Raw genomic sequence first — 289 nt, 5'->3', positions numbered from 1 at the left:
ACCTGTTCCCATGCCGAACACAGAAGTTAAGCTCTTTAGCGCCGATGGTAGTTGGGCTTACGTTCCGCGAGAGTAGGACGTTGCCGGGCAAGTAATAATATTACATAATTTTAAATGGAGAATTAGCTCAGCTGGGAGAGCATCTGCCTTACAAGCAGAGGGTCGGCGGTTCGAACCCGTCATTCTCCACCATTTAAAGCCGGCCTAGCTCAACTGGTAGAGCAACTGACTTGTAATCAGTAGGTTGGGGGTTCAAGTCCTCTGGCCGGCACCATGTTTTAGAGCCATT

2 tRNA genes and 1 rRNA gene are annotated in these 289 nt (G+C 49.5%); all 3 read left to right on the top strand.

From position 1 onward, the window contains the following. Positions 1 to 89, top strand: a 5S ribosomal RNA gene (rrf, locus tag LQ673_RS14750); the annotation flags it as partial. A gap of 27 nt (positions 90 to 116) precedes the next feature. Further along, positions 117 to 192, top strand: a tRNA-Val gene (locus LQ673_RS14745). A gap of 6 nt (positions 193 to 198) precedes the next feature. Further along, positions 199 to 274, top strand: a tRNA-Thr gene (locus LQ673_RS14740). Positions 275 to 289 lie beyond the last annotated feature (15 nt).

The organism is Mammaliicoccus sp. O-M54 (genome assembly GCF_022386035.1).
Taxonomy (GTDB): Bacteria; Bacillota; Bacilli; order Staphylococcales; family Staphylococcaceae; genus Mammaliicoccus; species Mammaliicoccus sciuri_A.
The sequence above is the reverse complement of the archived record's forward strand: the minus strand, read 5'-3'. Positions and strand labels throughout refer to the sequence as shown.